Here is a 26989-nt window from a genome sequence, read left to right as displayed (position 1 = left end):
CGAAGCCGCCACGCGCGCCACCATTTCCATGGCAATGCCGGTCATCGCAGCCAACACCGCCATCGAGAACATGGTGCCGATGCCATAGAACAACCATCGTTGGAACAGGGACTTTGTCTGCTCAAACAGCAGGCAGAGGATGAACAGTGGACCAAAACCAATGAACAATGACATTGCGATCTGGTACAGCAATAGCATGGCGCCCGCCGTAACGGCTGGTCCGCCGGTGCCCAGCCCAATGAACCACATTGCACGGGTCTTTGCGCTATCCAGCGTTACGTCGCCGGCAACATCCAGCACACTTACCGACGTGAGCGCCAGCTGCATATAACCCAGGTTCTTGTCAATCAGTTCCTCGGCGGTCGACTTCTTTCCGGTCACGATATAGGTGATCTGGTCCTGCACATCGCCAGTCAGGAAGTTCTGCAGCTTGGTCCCAAACATGGCCATCGACGTAGCGACGGTAACGATCAGTGCCGCCCGTGCCATGTTCGTCATCAACGCAGCCATCGAGTCCCGGCTTCGCCCAGTCACGATGCGGAAGCCCTGGATGAGCACCCACAGCGTCATCAGCACCAGGGCCATCGTGCCGACCCAGGTCATCATCCGGCTCAGGATACCGTTGCCGAAATTGGTGATCTCTTCGCGCAGATATTCCAGGATCAGCCGGAAGAAGACGAAGTCGCCCACGGAGGCGAACAACGTGCCGTGCAACAGATCATTGAACACCATACCGTGCATCATTCCCTGACTCATCACATCACCCGCCCCGCGTCGGGGCCCTGCTGGAGTGCGTTGCGCACGTGATTCACTTGGTGGAGAGCGCGGCCTTCAGCGCGCCGGCCTTGATGACACTTCCAATCGGGTTGCGCTCGCCCCGCAACGCACGCTCGGCCAGATTCTTCTGCCGCCCCTGCAAGGCAGCGATCTGCTGGTCGTAGACCTTGATGGTGGTCTCCCACTTCTTGAAGGCCTTCTCAAGCTCGACCGAGGTTGCCGTATTGTTGGAGATATCCTCCTGCAGTGCGCCTTCATTCTTGAACGCGTTGCGGATCCGACGCAGCTGCTGAAGCATCTGCTCCATCGCCGGCATGGACATCTGCACGACCTCGACAGTCTCGTTGTACTTCTTGTTCTCAAGCACCTGGATGTAAGAGCAGATCGCACGCTGCTGCGCCCCGATGTCACCGCCCGGGCTCATGTTCAACACTGCCATCAGACCATTCATGCTGATCATGGAATCGCCGCCGCACTTCTCGGCCACGTTCCAGTTCTCGGGAATCTTCGTCAGCGCAGGAGTCGGCGGCATCAGGGGGGAAGCAATGATCTGGGTCCAGTTCTGGAGCTTGGACATCCAGTTGTCGATGGTCTTGGAGTACTGCTGAGCCGTTTCACTCCAACGCTGCGCAGTCTGAAGATATTCCTGACCGGCCTTCATCTCCTGCATGAAATTCATGATCCAGTTGAATGGGTCATAGACCGTCATCGCCTGCGCGGGACTGGTGCCTGTACTGATGGTCATGCCCAGGGTCAACACTGCGGCCATCATCGGCGCGAAGCGCCTGCGTCGCACCGGAGTGCGGCGGAGTTCAGTTGTCATGGGGGTTTCCTTGTTCGTCTGAGCGAGCGTCTTCATGCCGTCTCCTCCTGCTCGGCCCGCTTCCCGGACCCTTTTCGATGTTTGTAGAAGTCTTCCAGCCACTGCTCCGGCGTGAGCTCGTCCACGGTGATCCGGTTGCGGACTGCAGCGGTCTGCAACACGCGATGCATGATGTCGATGTTGTCGGTCGAGGCCGAGATCACCGACAGGATGTCGTCCATGCCACGCAGGTTGAGCTGGCAGACGCTGGACGCATGGCCCTGCTTGACCAGGAAGCAGCGCGAGCGCTCGTCGAGCGCGGTAACCACCTTGAACTCGGCCTCGGTCAGCTTCAGGCCATCCATGTAATCGCTCTTGCTGGCATTCGGGTTCGGCAGCAGGATCAGGGTGGCGGTCTGTTCGATCAGGGCGGCGGAGATATCACTCTTCAGTGCATCTTCCGGGCTCTGCGTTGCGAAGATGCCCAGACCATTCTGCTTACGGATGGTCTTCTGCTTGTTCTTCGCGAATTCCTTCAGGCCACCCTCGCCGTCCAGGATCTTCCAGAACTCGTCCATCACGTAGATCAGCGGACGACCATCGATCAACGATTCCAGGCGGTGCAGCAGGTAATTGATGACCGGCACGCGCACTTCGGGATTGTCGATGATGTCGGTGTAGTCGAAGCCGATGATATTGGCCTTGCTCAGATCAACGGTGTCGACCGGATTGTCGAATACCCAGCCCAGCGAATTGCCCGAGGTCCAGCGGCGCATGCGCGCGTAGAGCCCATCGTCGCCCATGTTGGGCAGGCTCTTCTGGAAGTTGGTCATGCTGCGCAGGTGCATCGGCGTATCAAGCATGCTTTCCACTGCGCGGTAGATGTCCTCCTCCTCGCGCGCACTGTATTCACGCTTGCCGGCCAGCACCTTGATCAGGTCGGCCAGAAACTGCACGTTGGCTTCATTGTTCTCGCATTGGAACGGGTTGAACCCGGTCGGCGCGCCGTTCTCCAGGGCCAGATAGTTACCACCGCAGGCGCGGACGAAAATCTCAGCGCCACGGTCCTTGTCGAAGAAGAAGATGGTCGGTGACGGCTCGTACTTCTGAACCTGGCTGAGCAGGAAGTTGATCAGCGCAGTCTTACCGGTACCGGACTTGCCGATCACCATGGTATTGGCGATCGCCTTCTCGCCCAGCGAATTCTCCGACGGATGGGTCGCGTGGAAATTGAAGTAGTACGGCTGGCCGTTCGTGGTCTGCAGCGTGGTGACGCAGTCGCCCCACGGGTTGTTGTGCTGCTTGCCGGTCGCGAAGTTGTGCAGCGGCGACAGGCCCAGGAAGTTCAGCGAGCTGACATTGGCCAGGCGGGTGCGATAGCGCCAGTTGGCCGGTAGCTGCGAATAGAAGGACGAGGTGACCGCCAGGTCTTCCTTGGTCGACACGAAACCCGCATTGGACAACTCGGCGCGCGTCGTGGCCACGTTCTGCGACAGCTTGGCCTGGCTGTCGCCGTAGACCGTCATGATGAAGTGGTACTCGCCCAGCACGAAATTGCCCGACGACAGCTGGTCCATCGCCTGGTCCAGCTCGACGATCTGGCTGACTGCCTTGTCACCGGAGGAGATCATCATGCCCTTGGTGCGGTCGAGCACCTTGAGTGCGTCCTGACGCCCCATCGGGCTGAACGAATGGGTGATGACGTACTCGTAGTCCAGGTACTTCAGGCCATTGAGGATGCCCGGATAAGTCCCCTCGGCATACTCCTTGATGTTCAGGATGGCGCCGAAGTGGTTGGCACCATTAGGGGTGTTGATGACGAAGTCACCGGTTTTGGCCGAGAACATGTGCCGGCTGACCGGCAGGTAGTCCTTGATCGGTGCCGAAAGCACCGGTACCGGCTCGTCGATGCGATTGATCAGGTAGCCGAACAGCTCCAGCGTTTCAGAGAACACCACACCGTTCTTGGCCTCGTACATGCCCAGGCGATACGGTGCGTAATCGCGGATCACGGCCTCGACGTTGCCGGCCAGCTCCATCAGCTTCTCGATGGCCTGCTCCTGCTCGGCCTGCAAGCGCTCGACATTCGCCGACTTTTCCACGAAGCGTTTCCCGGCGACGACCGGGCGGTAGATCATGGTGAGGTACAGCTCGTTCTGCATGATGCGCTGGGCGGACAGCATGCCCATGTACTGGTCGGATACATCCTGATTGAAGCGCTGGCTGTAGTGGCTCTTGCCTTTCAACGTACGGCGACGGCGAATGTCGTGCACCCAGAAGGCGACATTGACGAAATCCGGTGCCCTCAGCGTCTGCAGCAGGCGGTTGAACGTATTGTGCCGGTGCTCCAGCTCCCATTCCTCGCGACCAACGAACGGCAGTCCTTCCAGATACCAGGTCAACAGGTAGTCGCCGCCCGTGGTCTTGACCACGTTCGGGGCGACATGCGTCGACAGGGGAATGAACTCACTGATGGAGGTGTCAGGGCTGAACATACGACTGCTTCCAAAGAGGTACTGCCAAGAAGTTTCAACAGACCCGACGGACGCTTGCGCCGGCGGGCCGGATCCGGACCTCAATCCATTCGGGCCGGTTTGTCGCGGTAATGGTTGGGGTTGAATACCCACATGCCATCGTGTTCCTGCACGTTGCGGACTTTCAGCTTGAACATCAGGCGCAGGCCCAACAGGCGGAAGATCATTTCGTCACGCTTGGCCATCTGCCGCATGATGAAGACCGCCACCGGAATGGTGAGCAGAAACCAGAAGTTCGTGTACATGCTGAGCAGCAGCAACCCACCTGCCACCATGAAGAATGGCAGGTAGGGAACGCCCAGGAACATTGCCGGACGTGTGCAGCCGCGGAAGACGACGTTCTTATGCACTGTAGTACTGGACAGCCTGCTGGATCAGCATGGAGGTCTTGCCCTCGCAGGTGCCATAGTCGTCACCCAGCAGCATACGTGCGATCTGGCCAGCGGCACCGATCAGTACGCCACCGATCAGGATCGGAGCCACATCACCAATGCGCTTATGCGCAAAGGCAATCTGGTAGCCAGCAAAGATGACGGCAATGGTCACCACGGCGATCGAGGCCATGTTCAGCAGACCATTGATGCTGTCGAAGAAGCCACATACCTTCTTCTCGGTGCCACCATAATTGACGCCGCCCTGATTGGCGAAGACCTCCGGAGCGAACAGCGCACCAACGAAGAGGGTGGCCATCAGCAGAGTCTTCAGCGTGCGCTGGGCCTGGACGAGGTCGAGATTGGATCGCTTCATGGATTGATTTCCTTGTTGATGGACTAACACAACTGAATCGACCAGCCGGGGGACTGGCCGCACCACGACTTCGTCAGAACACGAAGGCCGCATCCCCTGCGGGAATCTGCTGCACCGGCGCAGCCTGCACCGGTGCGTTGAATGAATTGTCGCCACCGGCGACAGGCTGGTTGCGCTCGCTCCAGGGCCGCAGCATCACTGGCCCCTCATTGCCGGCGCCAGCAGCACTTGGCAGCTGCTGCGGCATGGCCATCGCCTGTGCAGCACCCTGCTGAGGCAGCTGCTGCGGCATGCCACCGGCCTGTTGCTGGGGATAGGCGGGCCCTTGGCTGGGCTGCGCCTGAGGCTGCATCATCCTGTCCACTGAACCCAGCACCACCTTGGACAGCGTCTGGTCGGCGAGATTCAGCAGGCTGCCCCGCGCCATCGCACCGGTGGACGGGTACACGACATAGGCGCGTGCGGGATCTTCCGACGGCACGTACACCGGGCCATTGGACTGCGCAACGATGCGGGCCTGCGCCGGAGAGGCCAGCTGCGGATGATGTTCGACCTTCACGCTGCGGCGCTCGCCGCGGCTGACCACGTCGATCGGTGCAACACCATTGCTGGCAAGCATCTGCCCGCGGCGCATCGAGTCATAGACCTTCTGCACGTAGCCGTGACGGAAGCCGGTCTCGAAATTGCCCGAGTAGTAGCAGCTGAACGACTTGCCCCAATCACCACCGGAGCGCTTGTAGCACTCGGCGAGGATGCGCGAACCCGCCTGCAGGTTCGGGCACTGCTGGAAGGCCTTCTCGTAGGAATCCAGGCCGTATTTGCCCAGGTTGTAGCGATTGACCTGGGCCAGCCCGATGGAGAAGTTGTAGCCCTTCTCTTCAAGCATGCGCACCGTCGCCAGCGCTTCGTCCAACGCCTTGGGCTGGCGCACCAGTGCGCCGCCGACCACGCCGATGGCGTAGGGATTGCGCGACGATTCGACGTTGATTACATGCTGCATCACATCCATCGAGACGGCCATCTCCGGGCACGCCATCATTTCCAGTCCTGGCAGCATCCTTCAGCCCTCCTGCCCCTGGGCACGCCCAGGATTGAAGTCGATGCCGGTGATGTAGCGCGAGCCGGCATGCGCCTTGATATGCACGACGATGTCGATGGTCATCATCAACAGCCGCTTGATCACGTTGAATTCAAGGCCCGAGCCTTCGGTCGAGGCCTTGACCATCAATGCCAGCTGGTCCCAGGTCTGCTCTGGACTGCCAGCGTGGCAACTGGTGATCGAACCCGGGTGGCCCGATGCACAGTTGCGAATGAAGTAGAACGCTTCATCACCTCGCAGCTCGGCTAGGATGATGCGTTCGGGCTTCATGCGCAGGCAGGCTTCCATGCAGCTCTTGGCGCTGACATTGCTGGTGCTTTGTCCACCCTTGGAATACAGCAGGTGCACCACATTGGGTTGGGTCAGAAACAGTTCGCGCGCGTCCTCGATCGTGACCAGGCGCTCGTTGTCCGGGATATGATTGACCAACGCTTTCATGAAGGTGGTCTTGCCGCTACCGGTCGCACCGGATACCACGATGTTCTTGCGGTACATCACCGCACGCCGGAAGAACTCGGCGTACTCGCGCGAATGGCGCAGCTCCAGCAGCTCACGATCCTGCTCGCTGATGCTGCCATCGGTTTCCAGGATCTGATTGAAGAAGCCGTCTTCGTGATACTGGCTGAGCGACTTGGTGTGCTTGGACGGCAGACGGATGGTGATCGACACCTTGCCTGCATCACATGCCGGCGGAATCACGAACTGCGCACGCTGGCCAGTGGGGAACGTGAGCGACACGACCGGATCGGCATCGGTGATGCGCTGGCCGGTGTTGCTCTCGTTCACCACCGCCGTGCAGAACTGCCGGGCCCGCTCGAAGGTCAGGCTCGGCACGTCCACCCGCTGCCACCCCGCCCGGGTTTCCAGGTACAGCTCACCGGGACGGTTGATGCAGATTTCCGTCACTTCCGGAGACGTCATGTACTCGGCGATGCCCAGCACTTCGTACTGATAGCGCAGGAAATCGCTGGAGACGAGGGCGAGGGGTGACACTTCGGCGTCCATGATCTTTCGTTGAGTTACCGGCGGGGGTTCAGCACGTTGGTGAAGTCAACGTCCTTGGCGACGTAGACATTCACGATCGTGCCCTGGTTGATCGTGACGGTTGGCGGACGGCGCTCGCTGAGCGCCTCATTGGCAAGTCGCTCCATGGTGCGAGCGGTTGCGCTCTCGTAGGGAGAGCGCACGGCAAAGCCGTTGCTGGCGACCGTTGTCGATTCTGGACCGTGCTCGGCTGCGGCGTACTTGAAGGCGTCAGCGATGAGGCTGATCATCAGCGCCGACGCGATACGGCTACCCCAGTGCGCACTGTACTGGCCAGGATGTCCTGCCCCGCCCAGGCCGTCCGTACCAGGGCTGGACATCGCCACGTCGATGCCATTCGGCGTGGTGATGCGATCCCAGATCACTTCCACCCGCTTGCCGATCGGACCACCGCCGTAGGAGCCATAGATCTTGGAGCCCTTCGGAAGCAGCAGGCTGCGCCCATTGATCGAGTACACCGGCTCGGTCAGTAGGCACGATGTGTAGCCGGCCACGTCGGTGATGATCCGCGTTTCCAGCACGCATCTCAGGTACGTGCCACGAACCAGCAGCGCGTCAGGGCTACGGATATAGGCGGCATTGGAGACATTTTCCACGTCGGGGCCACGACGGATCTTCTGCGGCTGGGTCTGAGGATTTGCTGCCGCCTGCATGGCAGCGATCATCGCCTGGTTGTAGTCAGAGTTCTGGCTACCGGACGACGCGCCCGCGTCGCCCCCCCCTACCCCGGAACCGCCGCCCATGCGCCGGTCCATCAACGTCGGCCCGCGATCTTCTTGTGGCCTACTCGCCGACGGAAAACCGGGCATGGGCACTTCCTGCTGGGGCGCAGGCGGCAGCATCGGAATCGGATCGGCAGCAGCCACCGGCGGCGCCGGATCAGCTGCGGTACCCACGCTCGGCAGCTGTGGTGTCGTCGCACGCGCCTCTTCCCGCGGCTTGTTCTGCTCGGTCGCATCATCCTGCCCCTTGCGGAACAGCAGGAAGCCCATTGCCATCAGCAGCAGCACGATGCCACCGAGGAACAGCAGCGCCTTTCGGTTCAGCCGCTGCTCTTCGGCCGAGCGCAGCTGCGGCGCGGCCGCGTCAAGATCCGGCGCCGGCTCGGCCTGGGCCGTGCCGAAGTAGGGATTCGACGGCGCGTCCGCGGCACCCTGTGCGCCATACGGGCTCTGGCTCTCGTCGCGTCCGTTGTTCGGGTCGTTTCCGGGAGTGTTCTGCTGGCTCATTTCTTCACGTTCCTTCGCAGACCGACGACGAAGTCGCCGTGGCGGATGACCAAGTACGGGTAGGTCCCGTGCACGATCAGCGTATTGCCTTCAACCGTGGTGTTGACCACAAAGTCCTCACCGTATTCCGTTTCGCGACCAAACACCGCCGGGAAGATGCCGGTCTTGTACTCCGGCGAGTTCGGCAGTTTCAGGTAGGTGAAACGACCATCGTCATAGGCGTTGACCGGGATCAGCCACCCCATCTTCTTCGCCTTGCTGGTCGAATAGGAGTAGTTGAAGTTGTACTGGCGGTCCTTGGCCAGTTCCGAGCTCAACAACGGCTTGGCCTCTTCCTCGACCGCTTCCTGGGCGACGCCGAACACGGTGTCGTTCGGATAGACGAAGGCGATCTTGTACTGCACACCTGCACGACGGGCCTGTTCCAGCTGGCGCCAGTCGGTGGCCACCACCTTCAGCTCGAAGATGTAGGAATGGGTCTCGGTGCGCACCATCATGTTGGTGTCGACGTCGACGTTCTTCGGCTTGAGGTAGAACACGTTCTCGCGACGGGTCAGTTCCCAGCCGCTGCTGAAGCCGGTGCTGTAGTCGAGGATCTTCTCGTTCGGGCTCAACTCGATCTGGGTGGTCAGGCCCAGGCCGGTGCGAACCGGATAGATACGGTCCTTCTCGTACTCGTAGTGGTCAACCGCCTGCGCCATCGCCGCTGCTGAGAACAGCAACGACAACATCGACAGCAGCGCCAGCGCGCCTCCCCTGATATTTCGACTACTCATCGGTTGCTTGCTCCATCAGCAGTTCCGGTGGAATTGTTCTGCGCCGGCCTCATGGCCGGCTGTCCGGGCATGGCCTGCCCCGGCATTGCTTGCCCCTGCACCGGCTGACCCGGCATGGGTTGACCCTGTACCGGCTGGCCCGGCACCTGGCCGTTGACCGGAGCCGCGACCGGCTGGCCGGTGGCCGGATCGATCATGATGGCCGCGGCCGGATTGTTGGGATCGTAGACGCCCTGTGCCTGCTGCGCCGCCTGTGCGGCCTGCTGCGCCTGCGCCTGCATGGCGCCGTCATCCGGCACCGGCACGCCACGCGAATAGTCGTTGTCGACTCGGTACTCGGTGACCTGGAAGGCCAGCGGATTGAGGATGCGATCCTGTTCGGACAACGCCAGGTTCTGGTTGTACTCGAAGCGCATCGTCACCAGCTGGTTGTCAAGGTAGCTGGATGCTCCGGTCCGCTTGTCCAACAGGCTGCGCTGGATGCGCACCGACGCACCGCGGAAGCTGCCGTTCGGCTCAGCCCCCAGCGGCGTGATGCTCAGGATCTTGACCCGAATGGCCTTTTCGCGGCCGTACATCACAAACGGGTTCTGAGGGTTACTTCCTGCGTATCGCATACGCATGCTCTGAGCAACCGGGCTGCTGGACATCACGAACACCAGTTCCCAGTCACGCAGGCCCATCACCGCCGAGTCATACGATTCGCGCGCGAGCACGTACTGGGCGACGTTGCTGCGATTGATCGCTTCGTTGGTGGTGATCGTCTCGCCCTGGAAGGTGCCACTCAACCGCGCGACGGTCGCTGTGCCGGTGTAGGCATCGGCCATGACCAGGAACGGCACCTTTTCCTTCAGCGGCAGCATGTAGTAGTAGCCGCCCGCCAGTGCGAGCGACATCAGCAACGAGCCTGTGGCGACCCACCATGCGCGCCGCTCGCTGCGGCGTGCCATGTCGGCCACGGTGATCTCGTAGCTGACCGCCTTGGCGACCGACTGCTCGACCTTGGGACTATTGCCGGGATCCTTCTTGCGGAACATGGATTCTTCCGTACTGCTGAAACATCAATGGGCGTGGCACCCCTGCGACAGGCGCGGGGAGCGGCACGTTCGATGATTTCGAGGTGGACTCAGGTGCCGCTGTTGGAATCAGCGCCCTGTGCCGACGCGGTCGGCGTCGAGCCAGCACTCTGCACAACGATCTGGTTGCCAACGATGGAGACGGAGATGCCCTGCGCTGCATAGGCCGCCGTCAGATCGATCACGGCCTGCTGAGCGTTGGTGGTGTCGATGCTGGAGACCGCGCCGTACAGGGTGAAGTCCGAGCTCAGGCGGTAATCCAGCGTGCGTCCGGAATCCTTGGCCCAGCGCTCGAGCATGGCTTTGAGCGTGCCATCCATCGGCGAAGCCTGGTAGACGTAGCTGGAGTACAGCGGGATCTCGGTGGGTGCCGCAGCAAAGCGGTTGACCGGCTTCCAGCGGCCTCCGAAATCGGGAGCGGACTTGGTGGCGCAACCGGCCACCATCAACGCCGCCACTGCGGCGATGGACATTTTCGCGATAAACGCCTGATTCATACGGGCTTCACTTTGACGTACGAAAAAGCAGTCCCGAGCATTGGTCCCCCTGGTCGTCCGGCGCTGCGTCGCGCACGCCGGAATCGGAGCGACGTGCTGACTGGCAGCACACCCCACTCCGGCTCCCCTGCAGCCAACGGCTGCCAACCAGGTCGCGGGGCCGCCAGACACTGCCGACGACACACCCGCATACCTCACCAACGTCGAAACCATCCTTGTTTCATGGCACAAACTCCTGGCCACCCTGCTCTACAACATCTGCCATCCATCACACATTTCTGAACGACATGCACAGGGTCGCACAACCACGCGTCAATTCCATGTCAGACAAGTCTGAAAATCCATGAACAAATGCCAAATTCTTGACCGAAATCACGAATTCACATCCTTAACTACGAATGGTGATCACAAATTCAGCGTCGTGAATTAGACGTTCAGCATCGGAACGTCCACCTTCGGCAGCAGCCTCGAGGTGAAGTAGCGATCCTTGTAGTACCGGATCTTGTCGCACTTCACCGGGTGAGGTATCCCCTCGTACAGGAACACCTCCATGTCCGGCCCCATGGCCTTCAGCTCCTGCGGCAGCATCAGCGCGCGCCGTTCCTCGGTGAAGTTGTGGGTCTTCTCGCGGGCATGGGTGACGTTCTTCCTGCGCACCGTGGTGTAGCCCAGCATGTCCGAGTAGTCATTGGCATCCTGCTGTTCGCGCGGCGCGTACAGGATCTGCAGCGCGTGGTTGGTGATGATCGTGCGCGAGACTTCCCGGCCGTAGGTGGCGTCGAGTTGGGACATGCTCTGGATGATCGGCAGCAGGCGGATGTTGTAGCCGGCCATGTAGGAGACCGCCGAGGCGATGATCTCCACCTTGCCGATCGAGGTGAATTCGTCCATCAGCAGCAGGCACTGGTACTTCAGGTCCGGGTTGGACTTGGGCAGTTCCTTGGTGTTGAGGTTGATCAGCTGGCTGAAGAACAGGTTGATGATCAGCCGGCTCTCGGCCAGCTTGTTGGGCTGGATGCCGATGTAGATGGTCATCTTCTTCTTGCGGACGTCGGTCAGCAGGAAGTCGTTGCTGCTGGTGGCCTTGTCCAGCACCGGGTTGATCCAGGGATTGAGCGGCTCCTTGAAGGTGCCCAGGATCGAGGCGAAGGTCTCATCGGCCTGCGACAGCATGTTGGCGAACGCCGAACGGGCATTGGCACTGAGGAACGGTCGCTCCGACAGGGTCTTGAGGTACTTCTTCAGGTCGGTGCCGTCGCCGGAGGACAGACGGTACACCGCACCGAGCGTGGGCGTGCCGGCGCCGCCCGGGAAACCGCTGCTGCGCTCGTCGTCCCAGTTCTCGAACAGGTACAGGGTAAAGGCCATGAACGCGTTGCGTGCCTGGCTGACCCAGAACTTCTGGTCCTCGGCCCCGTCTGGGTACAGCATCGCGGCGATGCTCATCAGGTCCGACACCCGGAAGGCCGGATCGTCGGAGACGTAGCTGAGCGGGTTCCAGCGGTGCGTGCGCCGGTCCTCGGCGAAGGGGTTGAACAGGTAGATCTCCTGGCCCTGGCTGGCGCGCCAGCCGCTGGTCAGGTCGAAGTTCTCCTGCTTGATGTCCAGCACCACCAGCGATTCGCCGTACTCCAGCAGGTTCGGGATGACCACGCCCACGCCCTTGCCCGAGCGGGTGGGCGCGGCCAGGATCACGAACTGCTGGCCATCCAGGCGCACCAGCTTGCCGCCATGGCTGCCGACCACGATGCTCTGGCCGGTCTTCTTGAACATGCCGTGCTTGGCCAGGTCGGCACCGGTGGCGAAGCGCGCGTCGCCGTGCAGCGAGCGCTTGTCCTTCTTCAGCAGCAGCACCAGGCCGGCCACCAGCAGCACCAGCAGGGGCAGGCCGAAGCCCACGTAGCCCGCCCATTTGATCTTGCCCACGAAGGGCGCGACCTGCGGTTGGCCGATGGCGTGGACGTACTGGTAGTAGGTGTTCCAGGTGAACAGCTGGGTGTCCAGCCCCAGGAACAGCAAGGTCAAGTAGCCGGAGAACACGAAACCAAGCAACAGGGTCGCCAGCGTGATGATGGCGATGAGCAGATACTTCTTACTGGGCAACACCCGAATCCTCCATGATGCGCACGCGGCGCGACGGCCTAGCGGTGGCGCCAGCGCGACGCCTTCTTCCGCAGGTGGTTCTCGTTTTCCAGCCCGGGCTCCTCGCCCTCTTCACGCACCAGTTGCAGCAAGCGTTGGCGCGCTTCGGCCAGTGATATCAGGTCGGTCAGACGATCCCCATCGTCGGCGACGACCGCATGGCCGACCACATCGCCGGGAGCGTACACCGGCTCGTGGGACACCGCTACCAGCTGGTAGCGGCCACGGGTTTCCAGCACATGCCTGAATTCCTGCATCGCACTCCTCCTTGTCGGGGCAACACTGCGCCCCCTGCCCCGCCATCATGCCGGTGGCAGCGTCATGGGCGCATCCACAACCGCTGCGGCTTCTGCGCGAAACTGTGCGCGGATATCCAAGGAGACCGCAATGGACTGGGTAGCACTTGCCCGTACGCTGGCCACCGAGGCCCACGCGGGGCAGATCGACAAGGCCGGCCAGCCTTACATCGGCCATGTGGCGCGGGTGGCGGCTGCGGTGTGCGGCGACGATGACGCCGAAGTGGTGGCCTGGCTGCATGACGTGGCCGAGGACTGCCCGGCGTTTGACGCGCGGATCGAGGTATTTCCCGCACCGCTGCGCGAGGCGGTGCAACTGCTCAACCGCGATGCAGCACCCGACGCGGACAGCTACTACGCGCGCATTGCCGCCCACCCGCTGGCACTGAAAGTGAAGCGCGCCGATCTGGATGACAACGCCGATCCGCAGCGGCTGGCAATGCTCGATGCGGCGACGGCCGCGCGCCTGCACGGAAAGTACGCTCATGCCCGGGCGGCGCTGGGCATCTGAGCCGGACGCGACGAGGCGCGGCGGGCCGGCGTGTCACCGATCAAACGCTGATTTACCCTGAGTGCTGCTGCTCCTGCTGCAGTGCAGCAGTACAATGGGCGGCTCCCGCCCCCCCCCCATCGCGCCCCCGCATGAGCCCCAACTCTTCCCTGGCTGCGCGGCTGACGCCCCGCCAGCGCACCCTGATCATCCTCGCCCTTTCACTGGGTGGCTTCGCCATCGGCACCAGCGAGTTCGCCAGCATGGGCCTGATGCTGGAGATCAGCCGCGGCCTGTCGATTTCCGAAACCCAGGTCGGGCATCTGATCAGCGCCTATGCCATCGGCGTGGTGGTCGGCGCCCCGATCCTCGCCTTCGTCGGCGCCAGCTTCCCCCGCCGCAAGCTGCTGCTGGCACTGATGGGCTTCTACGCGGTCGGCAACCTGGCCAGCGCGCTGGCACCGAACTACGGCACGATGCTGGTGGCGCGCTTCGTTGCCGGCCTGCCGCATGGCGCCTACTTCGGCGTGGCGATGCTGGTGGCCGCGGCGATCAGTCCCGCAGGCCAGCGCGGCCAGGCGATGTCACGCGTGCTGCTGGGCCTGTCGATCGCGATCCTGGTCGGCAACCCGCTGACGACCTGGCTGGGTCAGCAGCTGAGCTGGCGCACCGCCTTTGCCCTGGTCAGCGTGCTGGCCATCGCCACCGTGGCGATGATCGCGCGCTTCCTGCTGCCGGACCCGGATGAAGTACGTACCTCGCCGATGCGCGAGCTGCGCGCCTTCAACACGTCCCAGGTGTGGCTGGCGCTGGCGATCGGCGCGGTCGGCTTCGCCGGCATGTTCTGCGTGTTCACCTACCTGGCACCGACCCTGGTGCAGGTCACCGGCGTGGCCGAATCGTGGATGCCGCTGGCGGTGGGCGTGTTCGGCATCGGCGCGATCATCGGCAACATCGCCGGTGGCTGGCTGGTGGACAAGTTCCACTTCAAGGCCGCCGCCGTGGTGCTGCTGTGGTCGATCGTGATGCTGCTGCTGTATCCGCTGGCCGCACAGTCGGTGTGGACCATCGGCCCGATGATCATCACTGTCGGCACCATGGGCGCACTGGCGGCGGTGCTGCAGACCCGCCTGATGGACGTGGCCGGTGAGGCGCAGACGCTGGCGGCGGCCTCCAACCACGCCGCTTTCAATACTGCCAACGCACTCGGCCCGTGGCTGGGCGGCATGGCAATCAGCGCCGGCTTCAGCCCGGCCAGTACCGGCTATGTCGGCGCGGCTACCGCGATCGGCGGCCTGCTGCTGTGGTGCGTGGCGGTGATGCTGGACAAGAAGCGCAGCACCGCCGTCGCCGGCAGCCACTGAACATTGCGCCGGATCGTCAGTTGCTGCCTCTGCGGCGACGGCGATCCGGTCGCAGCAACGCTGTATCGCCGGCCACCAGGGTCGGCCGCGCCAGCTCACCGCGCTTCACACGGTCCAGCACCCGCCGCGAATTGGCTGCACAGTCGATGCCGTCCGGCCGCGCCTGGATGTCCTCGATCAGGGCCAGCAGATGCGCCCGGCTCTCTGCCAGCCGCAGCTGCAACGCTTCGATGTCAGCCACCTTCTGCTGCAGCATCGTGATCAACGCCTCATGCTGCCACTGGCCCATGTCCGGTGGCAGCAGGGCGCGGATCTCTTCCAGGCTGAAGCCTGCACGCTGCGCGCCCGTGATCAACTCCAGCAACAGCACCGCCTGTTCCGGATAGTCGCGGTAGCCATTGGCCTGGCGCTGCGCCACCAGCAGCCCCGCGTCTTCATAGAAGCGAATGCGCGACGCCGCGAGGCCCGTGAGGCGGGCCAGCTCACCGATCTTCATCTGCCTGAATCCTCGCCATGGGAGCCTGTTGACCTTCAATAAAACTTGAAGGTTAGCGTAGCGCCATTCCCCTGTCCTGGAGCTGTCCGATGTCGCTGTTCTCGCCCCTGGCCCTACCCTCCGGTGCCATCATCCGCAACCGCATTGCCAAGGCCGCGATGGAGGAAAACATGGCCGACGCCGACCACGCGCCGTCCGCTGCGCTGCTGCAGCTCTACCAGCGTTGGGCCGATGGCGGCGCAGGACTGATCATCACCGGCAACGTGATGGTCGATGGCCGCGCCATGACCGGCCCCGGCGGCTTGGTGCTGGAAGACGACCGCCACCTTGACCGCTTCATCGCCTGGGCCGAAACGGCACGCTCACGGGGCGCGCAGATGTGGATGCAGATCAACCATCCCGGGCGGCAGATGCCGGCCGCACTCGGCCAACCGGCACTCGCGCCGTCAGCCGTCGCCCTGGAGATGGGCGCGCTGTCCAGGCAGTTCGCACCGCCGCGGGCGATGACCGAGGCGGACATCGAAGAGGTGATCGCCCGCTTCATCCGCAGCGCCGAGCTGGCCGAGCGCGCCGGGTTCAGTGGCGTGCAGATCCATGCCGCGCACGGTTACCTGCTCAGCCAGTTCCTGTCGCCGCTGTCCAATCGCCGCGACGACCGCTGGGGCGGCAGCCTGCACAACCGTGCGCGCCCGCTGCTGGAGATCGTGCAGGGGGTGCGCGCCACCGTGTCGCCCACGTTCGCGGTGGCCGTGAAGCTCAATTCCGCCGATTTCCAGCGCGGTGGCTTCTCGCCCGAGGATGCGCGCGCAGTGGTGGAAATGCTGGCGCCGCTCGGCGTGGACCTGGTCGAACTGTCCGGTGGCAGCTACGAAGCACCGGCCATGACCGGTGCCGCGCGCGACCAGCGCAGCCTGGCCCGCGAGGCCTACTTCCTTGAGTTCGCGCGTGAGATCGCCACGGTGGCAACCATGCCGCTGATGGTCACCGGTGGCATCCGCCGTCGCGCCGTGGCCGATCAGGTACTTGACAGCGGTGTGGCCATGGTCGGCATCGCCACCGCGCTGGCGATCGAGCCGGATCTGCCCCACCGCTGGCAGCAGGGCCGCGACCCGGTGCCGACACTGCGCACCATCGACTGGCGCAACAAACCGTTGGCCGCCAGCGCACACATGGCCGCAGTGAAGTACCAGTTGGCGCGGCTGAGCAGGCTCCGGCCCACGGCGCCGGGTGTTTCGCCCGTCCGGGCACTGCTGCTGGCACAGGCGGCCGCAAAGTGCCGGACCCGCCGCTACCGGCGCTGGATCGGTGCACGCGCAGGAGGATACTGAGCGGGCAGGCTTCTCATCACCGAATCGATGCTTCACCATCTGCACGATCGGCGGCAGCCCGTCGCCGGTCGCAACACGCAGAAGGAACCCTCGTGGCAGCAGGACCAACCAGGAACCACGAAAAGCTGCTCGATGACCTGCTCTCACTGGGCCGCAACTGGGCGCTGGCCATTGCCATCGCAGGTGCCGGAGCTGCGGTCCATTACAGCGAGTCGGTCTACGAAGCAGGCATCTGGCGCGACCTCCTGCCCACGCTCTGCTTCCTGGTCGCCATCGTCTGGATCGTGCTCAGCATCATCCGCTTCGACCTGACCATCCAGCAGCACTTCGAGCGGAAATTGTCACGCTGGCTCAGCCGTCTGCTGTATGTCGTGCTGCTTGGCACCGGCATCACTGCCGTGTTCTTCGTCACCGAACTGGCGGAGAACAATCACATCGCGCGGATGTGCGACTCGGTGGCCAATGAACCCGGCAGCCGCATCCACAGGTCGGCCGAGTGCCAGCGGCTGTGCCAGCATCGCGCGGCGTACCGGCAGCGTCTGGAATCGGCCGAGGGTGAGTTCGACTGAACGGGCTTCATCGCGGTCTTCGCGCGCGATGAACACATTTCGTGGATGTGCATTTGGGCACAGTGCAGCCGACGCCGCGCTCTCGGCCCGTACCGGACCCGCAATGCCCCCCCATCGCGCACCTGCCCGCCATGATGCCATCGCCTTGCAGGCCGGCATGCTGGGCAGCGTGTTGGGCGTGGCGCTGTTCAAGGCCATCGCACTGTCTGCGTTGGCGACGGGTTCGATGATGGGTATCGGGCTATGGGTGATGGCCTGCGCGCTGCTGGCAGCGTGGGCGCTCGCAGCCTATCTGGCCTGCCTGGCACTGAGCCGGCGCGTGTTCGTGCTGATGCTGGTGCTGTGCACGGTACTGGTGATCTGCATCGCCTGACGCCGGCAGGGACCGGACTATCGCGCATCTGTTATAGAATAACAAGTGCGGTTGGTCCGATTGTGCATGCCCGGTGTCACGGATTTGAATTCCATGGCCATCCCGGCATCACCCGAGGCCCCCCCATGAACCTGCAGCCCCCGCTCCGCGTGACCCTCATTGCCATCGCCCTCGCATCGCTCAGCGCCTGCGCCACCTATGACGACAGCAACATGCATCAAGCCTGCCAGGAGTCGCCGCACCTGAAGGACCTGCCGCCCGAGGTCGCTGCCCGCGAGAGCCGCTGCAACAAGGGCATGGAAGTGTGGTCGAGCGAGCGCAAGGGCAGTGACAAGCCGCTGGACCTGAGCGGAAAGAAGAACAATCCCTGACGAAGGTGCGCGCCCGGTTGCCGCGCCTGTCTTGATCGCGCCCATGCATCCGGCTGACTGCTCCATCACAGCCGGCGCGCGACGATGAGGTCTCCCCACCCTGTCGAGACTCAGATGCCGGACACTGCCCACCCTGTCATTCGCGCGTTCGAGGCCGTGTTCGATCTATCGGGCAGCGTGCAGCGCATCACTGCGCTCACGGTCACCTGCCGGCATTGCTCGTCGACCAGCTCTGCCAGCGAAGACAACCTGGTGCAACTTCCGGGCGGGGCGTTGTTCCGTTGTGACGGGTGCGGCTGCCATCAACCGGTCAGCCACGCCCGCCTGTCGGACTGGCAACCGGCGTCGTTGCTGGGTATCTGAGGGCCGCCACGTGGAAATGACTGCGGAACAGCGGAAAATACTCCAGGCAATCGCCGCTGCAGAGCCGGTGCGCGGCGATGCCGCAACGTGGGCGGTGACCGCCGGATGGGCGGTACAGGCGGAAGACGGGGATATCGATCTGACCGAGGCTGGCCGGGATGTGCTCACCGCGCAGGCAGGTCGTAAGGGCTAGACCCGCCGATCAGGCCAGCTTCGCCTCCCTTCGCGCTGCGCCGTGATAGCGGCAACCTGCTGAACAAAGGGTGCATCCCTGCCACGTCAACGGCGAAGTGGCGAGGCCCTTCATGCCCACGGTGTGCAGGGCGTCATGACATGCGCTCGGCTATGCTGCGCCACCTCCCTGCGCCAATGGCGGCCATGCATCCTTTTCCCCTGCCAGTATCTGCACCTGATCAGCTCGCCTACCGACTGCTGCAGGACAGTGACTGGGCCCGCTCGGCCACTGCCGCAAGCGCACCCGCCGAACTTCGCACCTTGCTGGCGATGATCCTGGATTCGCCGGAACCCCTGTGGCTTGCCTGGGGCAAGGAAGACAAGGCGTTCTTCTTCAATGATGCCTATCTGCCGATGCTGGGGGAAAAGCTGCACGGCGCGATGGGCAACAGTCTGGAGGATGTCTGGGCGGACGTATGGCCGGACGTGGTGCATGCCGTCGACGACGCCTTTGCCGGCACCAGCCGCAGCTTCAAGAACATGCCATTGATGATGGATCGCGACGGCACGCTGCGCGAAACTTTCTGGACGTTTTCCTATTCACCGCTGCGCGTCGGCTGCGGCAGTGTCGCCGGTATCCTGTGCGTGGTCAGCGAGCAGACCGAACGGGTGATCGAGCGCGACCTGCACAGCCGCCAGGTCGCGGCGATCACCGAGCAGGCGCGGGAGGCCCATCTGGAACTGGTGCGCGCCCGTGAGCAGCTGCGCCAGTCGCAGAAGCTGGAGGCGATCGGCCAGCTCACCGGCGGTGTGGCCCACGACTTCAACAACCTGCTGCAGGTCATCACCGGTTCGGTGGATATGCTCCTGCACACGTGGCCGTCAGACGACACCCGGCGCCGCTACATCCAGGCCATTGCCACAGCCTCGGACCGCGCCACCAAGCTGACCGCGCAACTGCTTGCGTTCTCGCGTCGCCAGAGCCTGTCGCCGGAAGTCTTCGATCTCTGCGAGAGCGTGCACGCGCTTTCGGACATCATCACCACGGTACTGGGTGCACGCATCCAGGTGTCGTTGACGTTGCCCGGCACGCCGTTGCCGGTGCTGCTGGACCGGACCCAGCTGGACACTGCATTGATCAACATCGCGGTCAACGCGCGCGATGCGATCGAGGGACACGGCAGGGTGACCATCGAGGTGGAGCAGGTAACCGCCGTGCCTTCGGTGCGCTTCGCCGCGCCGATGAAGGGCGACTTCGCCGCGATCAGCGTGACCGACACCGGAGCAGGCATCGACCCCGCCGTCGTCGACCGCATCTTCGAGCCCTTCTTCACCACCAAGAGCGTCGGCGCCGGAACCGGCCTCGGCCTCAGCCAGGTGTTCGGCTTCGTCAAGCAGTCGGAAGGCGAGGTGGACGTGCAGAGCCAGGCGGGCGCCGGTACCCGCTTCACCCTGTACCTGCCGCTGGCGCAGGCGAGAGAAATGACGGAACGGCCGGCGACGCTACCGGGGCTGCAGCATGGTCACGGTGTCTGCGTGCTGGTTGTGGAAGACAACGTCGATGTGGCCGAATTTGCCGTCGGCGCCCTGCGCGAGCTCGATTACAACGTGGTACTTGCGCACAATGCGGACGAGGCCCTGGCGGAGCTCGAACGGGATGCCTCCCGCTTCGATGTAGTGTTCAGCGACGTAGTGATGCCTGGCATGAACGGCCTGGATCTGGCCCGTACCATCCGCAGCCGCCTGCCTGGGCTTCCAGTGATCCTTACCAGCGGCTACAGCGAACTGCTGGCCCGGGACCCTGGCCATGGCTTCACCCTGCTGCGCAAGCCTTACTCATTGAAGCAGCTGGCCTCGGTGATGACCGAAGCCGGGCGCTGCGCGCAGGCCGTGGTGGCGTCGCCCTAGCGGGCGGTCACCGCAGCGAACCGAACCAGCGTTCCAGCGAAGGCTCCAGCCCCGACGTGTCACCGCCAGCATCGCAGGCCCAGGCGACGATACCGTCGGGGCGGACCAGCACGGCGCCCAGTCCCAGCGTGTCGCGCGCCGTGGACATCACGCAGGTGACCGACCGCTGCCAGCGCTCAATGATCGGACCGAGCGGATCGCCGGTATCGAGCCCCAGCAGCACGCCCTGCCCTGCACGCAGCAGCTCTCCCATCCGACGGTCATCAGCCAGTTGGACGTCCGGTGCGCTTCGGCCAACCCGCGGATGGCTGCCGTCGAGCACCGGTGGCGGTGCTACACCCCACAGCCGCTCGGCGAGATAGGTGGCACCGTCGCGGGTCGCGGCCAGGTCGGCGATGACCGCCGCCAGCGCGCGCGACCCGGGGCCTGGCCGCATCAACGCCACCTGCGCACGTGACCAGTCGAGCACCTGCGCGCCGATCGGATGGCGCTCAGCCTTATAGCTGTCCAACAGCGACTCTGCCACATCACCTCGCACCACCGCGGCCAGCTTCCACCCCAGGTTCATCGCATCGCCGATGCCGAGGTTCAGCCCCTGCCCGCCCAACGGCGAATGCATGTGCGCGGCATCACCGGCCAACAGCACGCGGCCGCTGCGATAGGCCGTGGCCTGGCGCGCGGCATCGGTCCATGTGGTGGCCAGATGCAACGCCGTGATCGTTGCCTCTCGCCCGGACACACGCCGCAGCAGCGCCTGGGCGGTGTGCCGGTCCAGCGGCGTGCGATGGCCGGCGCCACCGTCGAAATCGGCCAGCGCCAGCATGCCCGGCGGATTGAAATTGCACATGCCGTGTTCGGTGAACTGACGCCCCGGGACGAGCACCGACGGGTCTGCCAGTTCGACCTGCAGCGTGTGCCCGGTGAACTCCGGCGCCGTCCCTGCGAACACGAACCCCGACTGCTTGCGTACCGTGCTGCGGGCGCCATCGCAACCGACCAGCCAGCGGCCCCGCATCAGCCCGCGACCGGTCTGGACCACCATCTGTGCTTCGCGTGCGTGCACCGCCTGCACCGTGCAGCCACGCTCGATCTGTACACCCAGTGACACCGCACGCTCGGCCAGCACCGCCTCCAGCGACTGCAGCTCGACCGCCATCTGGGTGGGCACCGGCGTCGGCAGGCGATGGCGCCAGCGCGCACTGTCCACGTTGTACAGCGCAAAAGGAATGCCGGCGAAGTGGCCGCCCAGCGGCCGCGGTTCCGCCAGCCAATGGGCGGTGCCGGGCGGCGGTGCGCCGTTGTCCGGCTTCAGCACCTGACTGGCGGCAACCGCATCCAGCAGGCCACGTCGATCCAGGGCCTCCAGGGTGGGCGCGTTCAAGCCGCGCAAGCCAAAGGGCAGGCGTTTCAAGGGTGTCTCGGGCGACACTGCCTGCTCCAGCAACAGGACCGAACAGCCGGCCTGGGCCAGCTCGCAGGACAGGAACAGGCCGACCGGGCCGGCCCCGGCGATGACGACGTCGTACAACATGGGATTTCCCTGTGAGCGCCGGGCCGGCGCTCTGGCGACGCCAATGTTACACTCGGTGTACGTTTCCACAAGTGAACCGCCCATGATCCCGCCCCGGGGCTGCCGCGAGCAGCGCAAGACCGAGACCCGACAGACCATTTCGGACGTCGCCACCGAACTGATCATCCGCCGCGGCTTCGAAGCCGTGTCCATGTCCGAGATTGCCAATGCGGCGGGGGTCTCGCGCAAGACGGTCTTCAATTATTTCGCCAGCAAGGAAGACCTGGTGTTCGACCGCGATGAGGAGGCCCGGACCCTGCTTCGCGAAGGCATGGCGGCGCGCCGTGGCATGGCCCCGCTGGCCGCCTTCCAATCGCTGGTGCGGGAGCTGCTGGACAGCGGCCATCCGCTGTTACGGATCAACTCCGGTGCAGCGGCCTTCTGGGCAACCGTGGCCGACAGTCCGGTGCTGGTGGCGCACGCGCGACGGCTGCAGGCACAGCTGGCCGACGACCTGGCCCAGCTGATGGCCGACGCGGCCGGTCGGCCCGCGCAGGACGCGGAGGCACGCCTGGGCGCAGCCATGCTGCTGGCGTCGATGGTGGCCGCCTATGAGAGTGGACTGGCCAGCCAGCAGAGGGGCGAGGATCCGCGCCAAGCGATGCTGCAGCTGATCGTGCGCGGTGGCACCGGCGTGCTGGTGGCCTTGGCCGGCACCCCATATACCGACCCGGGCCTGCGTCCATAGCGCAATCGGGGGATAGGTCACGAAGCGTTGCAAATGCTAATCTTTCTCATTTGCAGCCCGCCCCGACCCCCTCATGCCGCTTCCAACCCCGCTCAAGCACGCCCTCTGCCTGGCGCTGCCCCTTTCCCTGGCTACGCCTGCACTGGCCTCCGAGGCCTCCACTGACACCCCGAAGGACCTGGACAAGGTCGAAGTCCGCGGCCGCGCGCAGACCCTGTACCGCGCCAACGATGCGGCCGTCGGCACCCGCACCGATACCCCGTTGGAACTGGTGCCGCAGTCGATCCAGGTCGTGCCGCGCGAGCTGATCGACGACCAGGCCGCGCGCCAGGTCACCGATCTGTACCGCAGCATCAGCGGCATCAGCTTCTTCAGCTATGCCGGCGTCACCCTGCGCGGGTTCCGCCAGGAGAACGTTCTCTACGACGGCCTGCGTGGTGATCCCTATGCGGGCTTCTCGGTGCCGCAACTGTTCAATATCGAACGCGTGGAAGTACTGAAAGGTCCGGCCGGTGCGCTGTACGGCGGTGGTGATGCGGGCGGTGTCATCAACTATGTAACGCGCAAGCCCAAGGCGCGCGCCGAACGCCGCATCGAGCTGCAGGCAGGCGACAAGGACTTCCGCGCCGGATCGATCGAAGGCACCGGCCCCTTGAATGCCAGCGGCAGCATTCGCTATCGCGCCGGCCTGTATGCCGACAGCGAGCAGGGCGTGCGCTGGAATGCCGACAGCGAAAGCGTGATCGGCGATGCCTCGCTGGCCTTCGATGTCGGCCAGACCGGCGAGCTGGTGCTGCAGTTCACCGACATCACCCAGAACCTGGGCGGCAACCGCCTGCGCGGCGTGCCGGTGAACGATGCCGGCAGCTTCCTGACCGACCGCCGCTGGAACCACAACGAGGCCAGTGACTTCCTCGACATGCGCGCCAAGGTCGCACTGGCGCAGTATCGCTTCGCACCGCGCGACAACCTGGACGTGGACCTTGCTGCGCGCTGGTTCAGCAACAACGAGCACCAGATGTACCACGAGCCGATGGGGCTGATTGATCGTGACCGCGACGGCGTGGCCGAGTGGATGACGCGCCAGCTGCGCAACCAGATCCGTGACAACACTGCCTTCACCGCCAGCGGCAATGCCGTCTGGCGGATCAACACCGGCCGTATCGAACACAAGGTGCTGTTCGGCGCCGACGTGTACCAGCTCGACGCCGACTTCACCGCGCAGACCGCCAACAGCGCCGACCTGGCACGCGGCGCCGGCCCGGTGCGCGGCATCGACCTGTTCAACCCGGTCTATGGCGCGAGCACCTGGCATGACTACAACCTGGCCGCCCTGCCGTGGCGCAGCACCGCCACCCGCAGCAAGCGCTACGGCGGCTACCTGCAGGATGAGCTGGCACTGGGCACGCGCTGGCATGTGCTGGCCGGGCTGCGCTGGGATGGCTTCAAGGATCAGGACCGCATGGGTGGCGGCAGCGTGGATGGCAACGATCTCAGCTGGCGCCTGGGCAGTACCTTTACCGTCCGGGACGGCGTGAGCCTGTACGCCAACATCGCCAGCGGCTTCGTGCCGCAGAGTGCCACCAACCAGAACCCGGCGGCCGGCGGACCGTTCGACGCGGAGCGCAGCAGGCAATGGGAAGTCGGCCTGAAGTCCCTGCTGGCCGACCGTGTGACCCTGAACATGGCGGCCTACCGCATCGACCGCAGCAACATCGTGCAGGCCACCGGCGAGGTGATCGGCGGGGTAAACCAACTCGCTGCACTGGGCCTGGTACGCAGCACTGGCATGGAACTGGACCTGCTGGCCGACGTGACCGAGCGCTGGGTGGTGAACCTGACCTACGCCTACAACGACGCACGGGTGAAGGATGCCGGACCGAACGGCATCACCAATGCCTCCGGCGACCGCTTCGCCAATGCGCCACGCAACAAGCTCGGCCTGTGGACGCGCTACGACCTGCCGTCGATCAACTCGGCCATCGGCTTCGGCGCCGACCATGTGGGCGAGCGTGTCAGCCTGGATGGGCAGGCGGTCAAGGCATACACGGTATTCGACATGAGCTGGAAGACCACGTGGAAGCAGTGGCAGTTCCAGGCCAACGTCAAGAACCTGTTCGGCAAGGTGTACGCGGCCAGCGGCTTCATCGAGCGCAACGGGCATTTCCCGGGCGAGCCGCGGCGGGTGTATGTGCAGGCGGCCTACCGCTTCTGAGAAGGCCTTCCAGCAGAGCCGGGCGCCCGCTCGGCTCTGCTACGTAACCTCAGCCCATCCGCATCGCAGGGTTGTCACGCGCGTGGACGTCGTTGTCCTGCTGGCGCTGCATGGCCGCCTGCTGTCGCTCCAGGCTGGCGGCCTCGATCTGCCGCAGCGAGTGTTCGACCGGCGTCTGCACTGCCGTGTCCGTAGGCATGACCGCTCGCAGATGCGCGGGATCGCTCATCTCGCCCTGCACCACGAACACGTTGCGGCCGGCCGGATGCTCGGCGGTCTGCGCGCTCAGCAGCACATGGTCGGCGCGTTCGAGCTGGTTGTGGCGCGCCAAGGCCATCACGCTCGCCACCAGGCGCTCACTGTTCTCGTCGTGGGTACGCCCGGCGCCGGCATCGATCGCGGCCACGCCTTCGCGCACCTGTTGCATCAGTGTGTAGTCGCGGTGGCCCGGACCAATGTCGGCCAGGCGGGTCGGTGCCTGCGAGAAATCCGGCACGTCGTCCACGGCTGCGGTCAGCGGGCTGCGGGTGATGGTCCGGTACGGGTCGTCCGGGTGGAACTGGGTGCGTTTTTCCTGGCGCTCCAGACGAACCTCGCGCGCGTCGTTGAGCTCGGCGATGCGGGCCGGATCGGTGATCTCACGCATCGACATGTGGCCACCACCCGCGCTGACACTGGCCCATTTCCTGTCCGCTTCGAAGTACATCGCGTAGTAGCTGTTGCCACCGATGACGTTCGGATCGACTGCTGAGCGCCCTTCCAGTGCCTGGGTGGCTTCCAGCACGCTCAACCGGGTCAGGTACTGCCCGCCCTTCGTCCATCCCATCTGGCTTATGGCATCGACGCTGGTGTTCCCTACGCGCGGGCCTCCGGCATAGTCATTGTTGAGCATGTTGGTCCAGATCTGTTCCAGCTTCTCGGGGCCGCTCTTCTGCTCAGCCGCCTGCAGCAACACGCGCGGCGTCCAGCAGTTGGGATCGAGTTCATGCCGTTCGAATGCCCGGTCGTGTGCCAGCATTACATCCTTGCCGGGAAGATTCAGTGCAAATTCGGGACGCCCCTGCTCCATCCAGAACAGGCGTCGCTCCAGGTCCTGGCGCAGAAGCGTCTGCCCAAACATCTCCCATTGCCGCTCGCTCAGCTGCGCATCGGGAAAGCCGGAGCCCTTGCCTTCCTGATCTCGGGCGTAATCCTGTGCGTAGCTGTTTGCAACGCGGCCTGGCAGGCTGTCGTTGCGAACAACACCCAGCGCAAGCGTGCCATAGCCATCCGCATCTGGCAGCTGCGACAGATAGTTCCAGTACAACTCACGGTTTCCGGCCTTGGCATAGCTGGCCAGAATCCTGAGATTCTCTTGCGTCAATCCGCCCATCGCCTGCTCCTGAATGCACTCACTGCCGGACGCGGGAGCGCGCGAGAAGATCCCGCACCGCATCTTCCATCCGCTTCCAGTCCGCCAGGAAGGCCCGCTTGTAGTTCAGCGAGATGGAAAGCTTGTTCTCCACATCCGAGAAATAGTGGAAGCACCCCGCAGCGGCTTGCCCTTGCTCACTGATGACCTGATCGCCCTGCAGGCGAACGCCATCCCCCCGAAACGCCGTGCTTTCGCATTTGATGAATGTGGTCAGGCTGCCGTTGGGAGCGCGCGCGATGTACCAGTCATCTTCATAGGCAGGATTACGGGTGGGCGGTTTTCCATAGCGTGCCTCGTATTCCTTCGAGAAAATCCCCATCCTCGTTTCATCAATGGCGTAAGGCGTCAGTCCCATGACGTCGGGCCGCGCAATACGCAGATCGAGTCGATCCCGAGGATCCCCTCGCTCCACCGATCCTTCCTCGGCGGATGCCTGGTTGGAGGACAATCGCTCCAATGATGTTTCGATTGGCGCACGATCGATGTAGTCGATCGCCACAGCAATTTCCTTCCGGAAATCATTCGTACGCGGATTCGCCCGGGCACCCGGCGGCGTCGGCTTCATGTCCGGCCACTCGATGACCAGCGTCACGCCCTCGCCGGGCCACGGTGCGATCTGGCTGTCCAGGTAGTTGGCCGGAATGCGG

Annotated in this window: 27 protein-coding genes; 10 read left to right on the top strand and 17 right to left on the bottom strand. The window is 64.0% G+C overall.

Features of this window, described 5'->3' with window-relative positions:
- From AC5P6H_RS19130 to AC5P6H_RS19070, 13 genes are all read right to left on the bottom strand, one after another.
- On the bottom strand, positions 1 to 744 hold a 744-nt coding region (locus tag AC5P6H_RS19130; protein ID WP_495202975.1), incomplete at its 3' end, for a TrbL/VirB6 family protein.
- A 64-nt stretch (positions 745 to 808) separates the two neighbouring features.
- Positions 809 to 1636 carry a hypothetical protein gene (locus AC5P6H_RS19125; RefSeq protein ID WP_236636397.1) on the bottom strand — a complete coding sequence of 276 codons (828 nt, stop codon included), beginning with the start codon at positions 1634 to 1636 and terminating at the stop codon, positions 809 to 811.
- A complete protein-coding gene (locus AC5P6H_RS19120; RefSeq protein ID WP_241887439.1) occupies positions 1633 to 4074 on the bottom strand; it encodes a VirB4 family type IV secretion/conjugal transfer ATPase in 2442 nt (813 codons plus the stop codon). Before AC5P6H_RS19120 ends, AC5P6H_RS19125 begins: the two co-directional genes overlap by 4 nt.
- A gap of 80 nt (positions 4075 to 4154) precedes the next feature.
- The gene (locus AC5P6H_RS19115; RefSeq protein WP_019660289.1) at positions 4155 to 4463 is read right to left on the bottom strand and encodes a VirB3 family type IV secretion system protein; all 309 of its coding nucleotides are present in this window, start codon (positions 4461 to 4463) and stop codon (positions 4155 to 4157) included.
- Positions 4456 to 4860, bottom strand: coding sequence for a TrbC/VirB2 family protein (locus AC5P6H_RS19110; RefSeq protein WP_014647573.1), 405 nt, complete (start codon positions 4858 to 4860; stop codon positions 4456 to 4458). The genes AC5P6H_RS19115 and AC5P6H_RS19110 overlap by 8 nt, the downstream gene beginning before the upstream one ends.
- A gap of 73 nt (positions 4861 to 4933) precedes the next feature.
- Positions 4934 to 5917 (bottom strand): lytic transglycosylase domain-containing protein, encoded by a 984-nt coding sequence (locus AC5P6H_RS19105; protein WP_241884535.1) that lies wholly within the window; start codon positions 5915 to 5917, stop codon positions 4934 to 4936.
- A 3-nt stretch (positions 5918 to 5920) separates the two neighbouring features.
- Positions 5921 to 6964, bottom strand: a complete 1044-nt coding sequence (virB11, locus tag AC5P6H_RS19100) for a P-type DNA transfer ATPase VirB11 (RefSeq protein ID WP_014647575.1) — start codon at positions 6962 to 6964, stop codon at positions 5921 to 5923.
- A 14-nt stretch (positions 6965 to 6978) separates the two neighbouring features.
- Positions 6979 to 8232 (bottom strand): TraB/TrbI/VirB10 family type IV secretion system protein, encoded by a 1254-nt coding sequence (locus AC5P6H_RS19095; protein ID WP_241887434.1) that lies wholly within the window; start codon positions 8230 to 8232, stop codon positions 6979 to 6981.
- A complete protein-coding gene (locus tag AC5P6H_RS19090; RefSeq protein ID WP_014647577.1) occupies positions 8229 to 9008 on the bottom strand; it encodes a TrbG/VirB9 family P-type conjugative transfer protein in 780 nt (259 codons plus the stop codon). The genes AC5P6H_RS19095 and AC5P6H_RS19090 overlap by 4 nt, the downstream gene beginning before the upstream one ends.
- Entirely contained in the window at positions 9005 to 10045 is a 1041-nt protein-coding gene (locus AC5P6H_RS19085; RefSeq protein ID WP_495202974.1) for a VirB8 family type IV secretion system protein, read from the bottom strand. The genes AC5P6H_RS19090 and AC5P6H_RS19085 overlap by 4 nt, the downstream gene beginning before the upstream one ends.
- Before the next feature lie 89 nt (positions 10046 to 10134).
- Positions 10135 to 10581 carry a hypothetical protein gene (locus AC5P6H_RS19080; protein ID WP_032957008.1) on the bottom strand — a complete coding sequence of 149 codons (447 nt, stop codon included), beginning with the start codon at positions 10579 to 10581 and terminating at the stop codon, positions 10135 to 10137.
- Between the two features lie 426 nt (positions 10582 to 11007).
- The gene (locus AC5P6H_RS19075) at positions 11008 to 12687 is read right to left on the bottom strand and encodes a type IV secretory system conjugative DNA transfer family protein (protein ID WP_014647580.1); all 1680 of its coding nucleotides are present in this window, start codon (positions 12685 to 12687) and stop codon (positions 11008 to 11010) included.
- Positions 12688 to 12722: 35 nt separating this feature from the next.
- Entirely contained in the window at positions 12723 to 12980 is a 258-nt protein-coding gene (locus tag AC5P6H_RS19070) for a hypothetical protein (RefSeq protein ID WP_014647581.1), read from the bottom strand.
- Between the two features lie 130 nt (positions 12981 to 13110).
- Between AC5P6H_RS19070 and AC5P6H_RS19065 the strand changes: the two genes are divergently transcribed.
- Positions 13111 to 13530: an HD domain-containing protein gene (locus AC5P6H_RS19065; RefSeq protein WP_014647582.1), complete on the top strand. Its 420-nt coding sequence runs from the start codon at positions 13111 to 13113 to the stop codon at positions 13528 to 13530.
- Between the two features lie 131 nt (positions 13531 to 13661).
- Positions 13662 to 14873 carry an MFS transporter gene (locus tag AC5P6H_RS19060; protein ID WP_069118282.1) on the top strand — a complete coding sequence of 404 codons (1212 nt, stop codon included), beginning with the start codon at positions 13662 to 13664 and terminating at the stop codon, positions 14871 to 14873.
- A gap of 16 nt (positions 14874 to 14889) precedes the next feature.
- Here AC5P6H_RS19060 and AC5P6H_RS19055 read toward each other — a convergent pair whose 3' ends face one another.
- On the bottom strand, positions 14890 to 15369 hold the full coding sequence (locus AC5P6H_RS19055; protein ID WP_014647584.1) for a MerR family transcriptional regulator: 480 nt from the start codon (positions 15367 to 15369) through the stop codon (positions 14890 to 14892).
- A gap of 89 nt (positions 15370 to 15458) precedes the next feature.
- On the opposite strand from AC5P6H_RS19055, the gene AC5P6H_RS19050 reads away from it, so the two are divergent.
- The 6 genes from AC5P6H_RS19050 (at position 15459) to AC5P6H_RS19025 (ending at position 20455) form a co-directional block, all read left to right on the top strand.
- Positions 15459 to 16697, top strand: coding sequence for an NADH:flavin oxidoreductase/NADH oxidase family protein (locus AC5P6H_RS19050; RefSeq protein WP_495202973.1), 1239 nt, complete (start codon positions 15459 to 15461; stop codon positions 16695 to 16697).
- Between the two features lie 92 nt (positions 16698 to 16789).
- Complete coding sequence (locus AC5P6H_RS19045) at positions 16790 to 17266, top strand: hypothetical protein (protein ID WP_495202972.1); 477 nt, start codon at positions 16790 to 16792, stop codon at positions 17264 to 17266.
- A 103-nt stretch (positions 17267 to 17369) separates the two neighbouring features.
- The gene (locus tag AC5P6H_RS19040; protein ID WP_014647587.1) at positions 17370 to 17639 is read left to right on the top strand and encodes a hypothetical protein; all 270 of its coding nucleotides are present in this window, start codon (positions 17370 to 17372) and stop codon (positions 17637 to 17639) included.
- A gap of 125 nt (positions 17640 to 17764) precedes the next feature.
- Positions 17765 to 18010: a hypothetical protein gene (locus AC5P6H_RS19035; RefSeq protein WP_032957423.1), complete on the top strand. Its 246-nt coding sequence runs from the start codon at positions 17765 to 17767 to the stop codon at positions 18008 to 18010.
- Between the two features lie 114 nt (positions 18011 to 18124).
- Positions 18125 to 18373, top strand: coding sequence for a hypothetical protein (locus tag AC5P6H_RS19030; protein ID WP_014647589.1), 249 nt, complete (start codon positions 18125 to 18127; stop codon positions 18371 to 18373).
- Between the two features lie 378 nt (positions 18374 to 18751).
- Positions 18752 to 20455, top strand: a complete 1704-nt coding sequence (locus tag AC5P6H_RS19025) for an ATP-binding protein (protein WP_495202971.1) — start codon at positions 18752 to 18754, stop codon at positions 20453 to 20455.
- 7 nt (positions 20456 to 20462) lie between these two features.
- On the opposite strand, the gene AC5P6H_RS19020 is transcribed toward AC5P6H_RS19025, so the two are convergent.
- A complete protein-coding gene (locus tag AC5P6H_RS19020; RefSeq protein ID WP_495202970.1) occupies positions 20463 to 21986 on the bottom strand; it encodes an FAD-dependent monooxygenase in 1524 nt (507 codons plus the stop codon).
- Positions 21987 to 22068: 82 nt separating this feature from the next.
- Here AC5P6H_RS19020 and AC5P6H_RS19015 point away from each other — a divergent pair, with 82 nt between their 5' ends.
- On the top strand, positions 22069 to 22713 hold the full coding sequence (locus AC5P6H_RS19015; RefSeq protein ID WP_495202969.1) for a TetR/AcrR family transcriptional regulator: 645 nt from the start codon (positions 22069 to 22071) through the stop codon (positions 22711 to 22713).
- Positions 22714 to 22786: 73 nt separating this feature from the next.
- Positions 22787 to 24928 (top strand): TonB-dependent siderophore receptor, encoded by a 2142-nt coding sequence (locus AC5P6H_RS19010; RefSeq protein ID WP_495202968.1) that lies wholly within the window; start codon positions 22787 to 22789, stop codon positions 24926 to 24928.
- A 49-nt stretch (positions 24929 to 24977) separates the two neighbouring features.
- Here AC5P6H_RS19010 and AC5P6H_RS19005 read toward each other — a convergent pair whose 3' ends face one another.
- Complete coding sequence (locus tag AC5P6H_RS19005) at positions 24978 to 26300, bottom strand: Smlt3024 family type IV secretion system effector (RefSeq protein WP_495202967.1); 1323 nt, start codon at positions 26298 to 26300, stop codon at positions 24978 to 24980.
- Positions 26301 to 26319: 19 nt separating this feature from the next.
- Positions 26320 to 26989, bottom strand: a 670-nt coding sequence (locus AC5P6H_RS19000; protein ID WP_495202966.1) for a hypothetical protein, incomplete at its 5' end; no start/stop codon positions are given.

The sequence above is a fragment of the Stenotrophomonas sp. YJH_SMC_110 genome, assembly GCF_059369255.1.
Note: the sequence above shows the minus strand (reverse complement) of the source record. Positions and strands in the feature narration are given on the sequence as shown.

Excerpts from the sequence above, each read along its gene's own strand:
- AC5P6H_RS19040 (WP_014647587.1), top strand. The coding sequence starts at position 17,370 with ATGCCCCCCCATCGCGCACCTGCCCGCCATGATGCCATCGCCTTGCAG.
- AC5P6H_RS19070 (WP_014647581.1), bottom strand. The coding sequence starts at position 12,980 with ATGCAGGAATTCAGGCATGTGCTGGAAACCCGTGGCCGCTACCAGCTG.
- AC5P6H_RS19065 (WP_014647582.1), top strand. The coding sequence starts at position 13,111 with ATGGACTGGGTAGCACTTGCCCGTACGCTGGCCACCGAGGCCCACGCG.
- AC5P6H_RS19005 (WP_495202967.1), bottom strand. The coding sequence starts at position 26,300 with ATGGGCGGATTGACGCAAGAGAATCTCAGGATTCTGGCCAGCTATGCC.
- AC5P6H_RS19035 (WP_032957423.1), top strand. The coding sequence starts at position 17,765 with ATGAACCTGCAGCCCCCGCTCCGCGTGACCCTCATTGCCATCGCCCTC.
- AC5P6H_RS19085 (WP_495202974.1), bottom strand. The coding sequence starts at position 10,045 with ATGTTCCGCAAGAAGGATCCCGGCAATAGTCCCAAGGTCGAGCAGTCG.
- AC5P6H_RS19060 (WP_069118282.1), top strand. The coding sequence starts at position 13,662 with ATGAGCCCCAACTCTTCCCTGGCTGCGCGGCTGACGCCCCGCCAGCGC.
- AC5P6H_RS19020 (WP_495202970.1), bottom strand. The coding sequence starts at position 21,986 with ATGTTGTACGACGTCGTCATCGCCGGGGCCGGCCCGGTCGGCCTGTTC.
- AC5P6H_RS19030 (WP_014647589.1), top strand. The coding sequence starts at position 18,125 with ATGCCGGACACTGCCCACCCTGTCATTCGCGCGTTCGAGGCCGTGTTC.
- AC5P6H_RS19120 (WP_241887439.1), bottom strand. The coding sequence starts at position 4,074 with ATGTTCAGCCCTGACACCTCCATCAGTGAGTTCATTCCCCTGTCGACG.
- AC5P6H_RS19015 (WP_495202969.1), top strand. The coding sequence starts at position 22,069 with ATGATCCCGCCCCGGGGCTGCCGCGAGCAGCGCAAGACCGAGACCCGA.
- AC5P6H_RS19110 (WP_014647573.1), bottom strand. The coding sequence starts at position 4,860 with ATGAAGCGATCCAATCTCGACCTCGTCCAGGCCCAGCGCACGCTGAAG.
- AC5P6H_RS19025 (WP_495202971.1), top strand. The coding sequence starts at position 18,752 with ATGCATCCTTTTCCCCTGCCAGTATCTGCACCTGATCAGCTCGCCTAC.
- AC5P6H_RS19050 (WP_495202973.1), top strand. The coding sequence starts at position 15,459 with ATGTCGCTGTTCTCGCCCCTGGCCCTACCCTCCGGTGCCATCATCCGC.
- AC5P6H_RS19080 (WP_032957008.1), bottom strand. The coding sequence starts at position 10,581 with ATGAATCAGGCGTTTATCGCGAAAATGTCCATCGCCGCAGTGGCGGCG.
- AC5P6H_RS19105 (WP_241884535.1), bottom strand. The coding sequence starts at position 5,917 with ATGCTGCCAGGACTGGAAATGATGGCGTGCCCGGAGATGGCCGTCTCG.
- virB11 (WP_014647575.1), bottom strand. The coding sequence starts at position 6,964 with ATGGACGCCGAAGTGTCACCCCTCGCCCTCGTCTCCAGCGATTTCCTG.
- AC5P6H_RS19090 (WP_014647577.1), bottom strand. The coding sequence starts at position 9,008 with ATGAGTAGTCGAAATATCAGGGGAGGCGCGCTGGCGCTGCTGTCGATG.
- AC5P6H_RS19010 (WP_495202968.1), top strand. The coding sequence starts at position 22,787 with ATGCCGCTTCCAACCCCGCTCAAGCACGCCCTCTGCCTGGCGCTGCCC.
- AC5P6H_RS19125 (WP_236636397.1), bottom strand. The coding sequence starts at position 1,636 with ATGAAGACGCTCGCTCAGACGAACAAGGAAACCCCCATGACAACTGAA.
- AC5P6H_RS19055 (WP_014647584.1), bottom strand. The coding sequence starts at position 15,369 with ATGAAGATCGGTGAGCTGGCCCGCCTCACGGGCCTCGCGGCGTCGCGC.
- AC5P6H_RS19095 (WP_241887434.1), bottom strand. The coding sequence starts at position 8,232 with ATGAGCCAGCAGAACACTCCCGGAAACGACCCGAACAACGGACGCGAC.